Source organism: Halorubrum sp. CSM-61 (genome assembly GCF_003781945.1).
In the GTDB taxonomy this organism is placed as follows: Archaea; Halobacteriota; Halobacteria; order Halobacteriales; family Haloferacaceae; genus Halorubrum.
In genome coordinates this window covers 119,293-125,974 of sequence record NZ_RJJW01000011.1, presented here as the reverse complement: position 1 = coordinate 125,974, position 6,682 = coordinate 119,293, and the positions used below count along the sequence as shown (strand labels likewise).

Here is a 6,682-nt window from a genome sequence, read left to right as displayed (position 1 = left end):
CTGTCGCGTCGGCGGCAGCCGCCGCCGACAGCGACAGCTCTCCGTCGGTTCGTCGACGATCTTCTCGTCAAGACCACCCAGCACAACCGCTCCACCACAGAACTCAGGCTTCAGAAACAGCTAGCTGAGGATGCTTTGTGAGGTACTGATACTTGATCTGACGCCTGTATTCGGGACAAGATGAGGGAGTCGTGTCTATGACAAAGATGTGGGATTTTCAGCAAGCGAGCCACTGTCGACCACATTTCCAACACTACCCCTTTCCGACCCGAAAGAGAACGAACAGCCATGCCCAGCGATTCCGACTCGAACGGTGTCCGCGTCTGGCTCGTCGAGCGGACGTACTCCGACGACGAGCAGAACCTCATCATCCTGACCTACGCGACCCCAGACGGTGAACGATACTTCCGGAAAGAACGGGCGCTCACTTCCTTCACCGACGTCCGCGACACGACGGCCGCCGTCGACGCCGACCCGGACAATCTCGGCTCGGTCGACGATGCCGATCTGCAGGAGCAGTACGCCGCCGAGGCCCAGCGAATGCAGGAGGAACACGACCCCGACGACGTGATCTGACTCCAGTCGACACGATGGCAGCACCGAGCCCACGTGTTATATCCAGCCGCCCTCTACGCGTGGGTATGCGCGAACTCGTCTTCGCCCTCGAATACGAGCCGGGGTGCAACCGGGTGGCGGACGCCCTCGCCGACCACCCCGACGCCCGCGTCCGCTCGCTCTCGCTGCACGCCACTGCGGAGCAGCTCTGGCGAGTCGACCACGCGACCGGCACTCCGGACGCACTCGACGCCATCGAGGACGCCTTTCTCACCAGCGACTACTACGCCGACTGTCTGGCTACCGAGGACTGCGGCGCCACACAGACCACCCGCGTCCTCGACCGCACGGACGACGCGCTCATCCTCTACTCAGATTGGGAGCGCACTCCGACCTGCGCCTCAGTCCCCCACATCGCTAGCGACCACCTCGGCGACGGCGTGCTGTTCGAGACCCGTCACGAGGGCCGCCACTACACGTGGCGACTCATCCACTCCGGAGAGGGCGACGTGGCCGCGTTCTTCGACGCCCTCGAAGTCGCCGTCGGGGACTGCGCCCGGATGGAGATGCTCCGAACCGCGGACACGACTTCGTCGGTGGGGGGAAGCGACGAGACGCAAAGTGGTCTGTCGCCGGAGCAGGAGGCCGCACTCCGGGCAGCCGTCGAACACGGGTACTACGAGTCCCCACGCGAAGTCGACGTCGGCGAACTGGCCGAGCATCTCGACGTGCCGCGGTCGACGCTCACCTACCGACTCCGCCGGGCGGAGGAACACTTGGCGAAGCAGCACATCGCCGACGAACGGTTGCCCGAAGATCCCCCGCCAACACGCTGACCCTCGGTTTGGAATATTCCAACAAAGGCTTATCGAACTGACGCCCCTACTGTGAGGTGATGACAGAGAATCCGGACGCAGCGGGGGAGACGAGCGGGGGCGGGCAGCGACGGGAGCTGACCGCCCGCCTCGTCGTCCCCGAGATGGACTGTCCGTCCTGCGCCCAGAAAGTCGACAAGAGCCTCCAGCGCGTCGACGGCGTCGTTGACGCCACGCTCCAGCCGACCACCGGTACGGCCAACGTCACGTACGACTCAGACCGCATCAGCGAGGCCGATGTGGTCGACGCAATCGAAGGCGCCGGCTACGAGGTCGTCAGAGAGTCGGATTCCGACCACGATGAGTCAGAGGATGCGGCCGGTGGCGCCGACATCGCGCCACCGTCGGAGGTCTGGACGAGTCCTCGCGCGAAGAAGACGTGGCTCGGCGCGGCGTTCGTCACGCTCGGCCTCCTCTTCGAGTTCCTCCTCACCGGGCAGAACGTCACGGTGGCGAGCGTCCTCGAGTACCCGCTCCACATCGCCGACGTCCTGTTCCTCGGCGCTGTCGCCGCCAGCGGCATCCCCGTCGTCCGCAGCGGGTACTACTCCGCGAAGAACCGAAGCCTCGACATCGACCTGCTGATGGGGACGGCGATCATCGCGGCGACCGGTATCGGCTACTTCGTCGAGGCGGCGACGCTGGCCGTCCTGTTCAGCATCGCCGAGCTGCTCGAGGATTACGCGATGGACAGGGCGCGGGACTCCCTGCGCGAGCTGATGGAGCTGTCGCCCGACGAGGCCACCGTCGTGCGCGACGGCGAGGAAGTCACGGTGCCCGCCGACGAAGTGGAGGTGGGTGAGACCGTGGTCGTTCGTCCCGGTGACAAGATTCCGTTGGACGGCACGGTCGTCGAGGGCGAGAGCGCGGTCGACCAGTCGCCGATTACCGGCGAGAGCGTCCCCGTCGACAAGACCGCCGGCGACGAGGTGTACGCGGGCGCGATCAACGAGGAGGGCTACCTCGAAGTCGAAGTCACGTCGACGGCGGGCGACTCGACGCTCTCGCGCATCATCGAGATGGTGCAGGGCGCACAGGCGAAGAAGACCGACACCGAGCAGTTCGTCGACCGCTTCTCGGGCTACTACACGCCGGTCGTGGTCGTGTTGGCAATCCTGACCGCCGCCATTCCACCGTTGGTCATCGCCGACCCCGTCTCGGTGGACGTGGCCGGGTACGGGTTCACCTTCGCCGGCGACTGGCAGACGTGGTTCATCCGCGGACTCACCCTGCTGGTGATTGCCTGCCCGTGCGCGTTCGTCATCTCGACGCCCGTCTCCGTGGTGTCGGGGATCACCAGCGCCGCGAAGAACGGCGTGCTGATCAAGGGCGGCAACTACCTCGAAGCGATGGGCGAAGTCGATGCCGTCGCGCTCGACAAGACGGGGACGCTCACGAAGGGCGAACTCGCCGTCACCGACGTCGTCCCGGTCGGCGACACCACTGAGGACGATCTGCTCCGTCGCGCCGCCGGGCTGGAGCGGCGCAGTGAGCATCCCATCGCCGCAGCGATTCTCGCCCGTGCCGACGAGGCGGGCGTGGGCAACCTGCCCGACCCGACTGGCTTCGAGAGCCTCACCGGGAAGGGCATCCGCGGGGAGATCGACGGCGAGACGTACTACGCGGGCAAGCCCGCACTCTTCGAGGAGTTGGGCTTCGACCTCGCTCGGGCACGCCGCGAGACGGACGGCGGCGTCGTGGCGGAAGAGGCGGCCGAGTCCGACGACGGGCCGTTCGCCGAGGACGCGCTCGCCGCGCTGGAGCGGGAGGGCAAGACGGTCGTTATCGTCGGAACGGAGTCGGAGTTGCTGGGTGCCATCGCCATCGCCGACGAGGTGCGCCCGGCCTCGAAGCGGGCCGTCCAGCACCTGCAGGAGCTTGGTGTCGAGCGCGTCGTGATGCTGACGGGCGACAACGAGGGCACCGCCCGCGCCATCGCCGAGCAGGTCGGCGTCGACGAGTACCGCGCCGAACTCTTGCCGGAGGAGAAGGTCGACGCCGTCGAGGAGTTGCAGGCGGAGTACGGCGAGGTGGCGATGGTCGGCGATGGCATCAACGACGCGCCCGCGCTCGCCACCGCGGAGGTCGGTATTGCGATGGGAGCCGCCGGCACCGACACCGCGCTCGAGACCGCCGACATCGCGCTGATGGGCGACGACGTCGGGAAGCTGCCGTACCTCTACGAACTGTCGCACACGGCCAACGGCGTCATCCGGCAGAACATCTGGACGAGCCTCGGCGTGAAGGCGCTGCTTGCCGTCGGCGTGCCGATTGGGCTCGTCAGCGTCGCCGTCGCTGTCGTCGTCGGCGACATGGGGATGAGTCTCGGCGTCACCGGGAACGCGATGCGGCTGTCACGGATCGAGCCCGACCGGTTCTCCGACACCTGACGGCCTCCTTCACTCTCCAAGTCTGCTGTACTCCCGGAGCTGTTCCCGGAGGCCGTCTTCCTCGACTGGAGGATCGAACTCTCCCTCGTTCTCTCGTGCCCACTCCGTCAGCTCCCCGACGTCTTCGTCGAAGTGCCGGCGTAACGCTTTGATCGTGCGGTACCGCTCCGTGAGACCTGTGTGGTCGAGGTAGAGGCGGAGCTTTGCGCCCGCCTCGGTCAGGCGGTATGCGTGGGAGGTGCCGCGCCCCTCGATTTCTCGGCGCTCGTACAGTCCGAGTTCCTCGCCCTCCCGCAGGCGGGTCGAGACCGTCGACCGGCTGACCGTCGATTCCTCCACTAACCGTGTGAACTGGCTCCCGTTTGGTTCGATTTCACAGAGCAGTTCGACCGCGCCCTTGGCCTCGAGGTAGGCCGACAGGGGTGCGTCCGAGCCGTCTTCACCACTCATGGCACCAATAGTACAGTACATACTATACTAATACTTGGGGATTGTGCCGCCGCTGAACGGTACAGAGCGGATAGAATACCGACATGCGTTTACGCGTCCCGCCACTTCACAGGCATCAGTCACCGACGGGGTCTGCTTCCCGGAAACACGGAAACGACACGCCCTCAGTTTAGTACAAATCATACCATTGATCGGCAAAATGATGCTCGCGAACGCGGCGGACGCGGCGACAGCCGACCCGAGGAGACACCGAGTCGTCACCGTCTCGAACCCTCCATAGATGCCGCTGGACGACTCCCTCCGAGACGCCGTGAACGACGTGCGGCTGCAGGCGGAGGAACTCTTCCCCGAACACGGCAATCTCACGTACGTCATCGGAAAGATCGTCCTCCCGACCCACCTCCTCGCGGACGGACACGACCACCAGACCAACACCCCCTTCGACTTCGAGGGGATGCTCAAACTGGCCATCTACAGGCACGTGACCGGGATGAGTCAGGAGGCCATCTCCGACCAGCTCGAAAGCTGGCCCTACCTCCAGCAGCGGTTCGGCTTGGACGGTGCCCCGTCGCAGGAGACCATCTCCTACACGAAGCGACACCGGTTCGAGGATCTGGACACGCGCCATTTCCTGCGGGCGGTCGCCGACGAGTTTGCCGAGTTGACCGAGGAACACGACTCCACGTACAGCCCCGACCAACCGCCAGACAGCGATCCGTCACCGGAGGAGGTCGCGGCGAGCGGCGAGCCGATTCACCACTACGTGGATCGGCACGCCAAGCACGTCATCACCGGGGCGCAAAACGAGGTCTGGCCGGTGCTTGACACCGGCCGCGCCGACAACACCAAGCACGCCGACAGGCGGGTGTGGGAACACCAGACCGCGATGAGCCTCTCGAAACGCGCGGGGACGCACAGCGCGTTCCGGACGTTCAACAAGTTCCGCCGGGACGCACTCCACCACGACACCCACCTGTACGCAGTCCAGATGCTCGGCCTCCCCGACGATCACGACTACGACCTCTCCGAGTACCCCGGAGCCCGCCTCCCCACGCCCGACTGGCGAGACGTCGCCTCCTCTGTCACGAACCAGTTCAACGCCGCCGTCGACAGGCAGATGGCCAACATCGCGCCGACCGCGCTGTTCACAGAGCCGGTGGTGGCCGCCCTCGACACGACCCACGACCCGTTCAACGTCTCCCCGTGGAAGGACGAAGAGGACATCGAGCCGGAGGACGACCGGATCGCGGTCGGCAGAGACACGGGAAGGACGAAGGTGCCAAAGGACGACTACCCCGAGATGGTGAACGGCGGCGAGGACAGCCACACCTACCAGTACGAGTACGCGACGCTCACAGTCGTCGGTCGGAACGCACCCATCGTGCTGGCGGTCGAACCCGTCCGTCACGACTCGACGTGGGAAGGGGAGGAGGGGGAGACCGTCAGCTGGGCCGAAGTGGTCGACCGCTTGCTCACACAGGCGCGGAAGCACGTCGACATCCAGCTCGTGATGGCCGACCGGGCGTTCGACGGACACGCCGTCGGCCACGTCATCGACCAGTACCACGGCGTGAACTACCTGATTCCCAAAAAGAAGAACGCGACCGTCGGGGGCGAGAACGTCGCCGACAAGTTGGGCGACGTGAAGGAAGACATGACGCTGCGGAGTCGCGTCGAACGGGACGCGTCCCTGTACCTGACCTCGGACACCCCGTACGTGGACGTGGCGGACGACCCGACCGTGGGCGAGGACGGCTACAGCCACGACGCGAGCTTTCTGTACGTGCCGGCGGAGGACGAGGACTGGGCCGTGGACGAGGACAACGAGTACGCCGTGTTCGTGACGAACGCGGACGACGTGTCGCCGATGGAGGCCATCGGGCTCTCTGACGAGTACTCCAAGCGGTGGGACATCGAAATCGAGTACAAGATGGTCAAGCCGCTGCTGCCGTCGATCCGGTCGACGGACTACCGGATGCGGTTCTTCACGTTCGCGTACAGCCTGCTGCTGTACAATCTGTGGCGGATGGTGGATCACTCGCTGAAGACGTTGGTGTCGGAGGTGTACGACGAGTACGGCCGGGGGCCGCACGAGGAGCGGTTGGATCCGTTGCTGACGCTGGCCGACCTCCACATGACCGTGGTGGCGTTGATGCTGTTGCCGGACGGGGTCGACCCGCCGTTCTGACGGGGGCGTCTTTCTGGTAATTGTTCTGACTGATTAGCGAATCGTGGGTCTGCCACGCCCCGTTTTCGCCGGTATTTCTCGGAAGGAGTATGTTTTCGTCGGTGGTGGCCGGAGCAAGTCCCGACTGACCTCCCAAATACCGATTCACCCCCGATAATCGGTTGATTCGGTTGGTAGCTACCCCTACTTTCCGAAACTATGACATCCGCACGAGCGCGATCTCG

The 6,682-nt window shown here is 65.3% G+C and carries 5 protein-coding genes; 4 read left to right on the top strand and 1 reads right to left on the bottom strand.

The features are described 5' to 3' along the window. Positions 1-288: 288 nt before the first annotated feature. The 3 genes from EDM04_RS16750 to EDM04_RS16740 all read left to right on the top strand — a co-directional run bounded on the left by EDM04_RS16750 (position 289) and on the right by EDM04_RS16740 (position 3,820). Positions 289-576 carry a hypothetical protein gene (locus EDM04_RS16750; protein ID WP_123624152.1) on the top strand — a complete coding sequence of 96 codons (288 nt, stop codon included), beginning with the start codon at positions 289-291 and terminating at the stop codon, positions 574-576. Between the two features lie 65 nt (positions 577-641). Continuing rightward, the gene (locus EDM04_RS16745) at positions 642-1,391 is read left to right on the top strand and encodes a helix-turn-helix domain-containing protein (protein WP_123624150.1); all 750 of its coding nucleotides are present in this window, start codon (positions 642-644) and stop codon (positions 1,389-1,391) included. Between the two features lie 59 nt (positions 1,392-1,450). Beyond that, entirely contained in the window at positions 1,451-3,820 is a 2,370-nt protein-coding gene (locus tag EDM04_RS16740) for a cation-translocating P-type ATPase (RefSeq protein ID WP_206424487.1), read from the top strand. A 9-nt stretch (positions 3,821-3,829) separates the two neighbouring features. On the opposite strand, the gene EDM04_RS16735 is transcribed toward EDM04_RS16740, so the two are convergent. Further along, on the bottom strand, positions 3,830-4,270 hold the full coding sequence (locus EDM04_RS16735) for a winged helix-turn-helix transcriptional regulator (protein ID WP_162498094.1): 441 nt from the start codon (positions 4,268-4,270) through the stop codon (positions 3,830-3,832). Positions 4,271-4,550: 280 nt separating this feature from the next. Between EDM04_RS16735 and EDM04_RS16730 the strand changes: the two genes are divergently transcribed. Further along, entirely contained in the window at positions 4,551-6,458 is a 1,908-nt protein-coding gene (locus EDM04_RS16730) for a hypothetical protein (RefSeq protein ID WP_123624148.1), read from the top strand. The last annotated feature ends 224 nt before the right edge of the window (positions 6,459-6,682 follow it).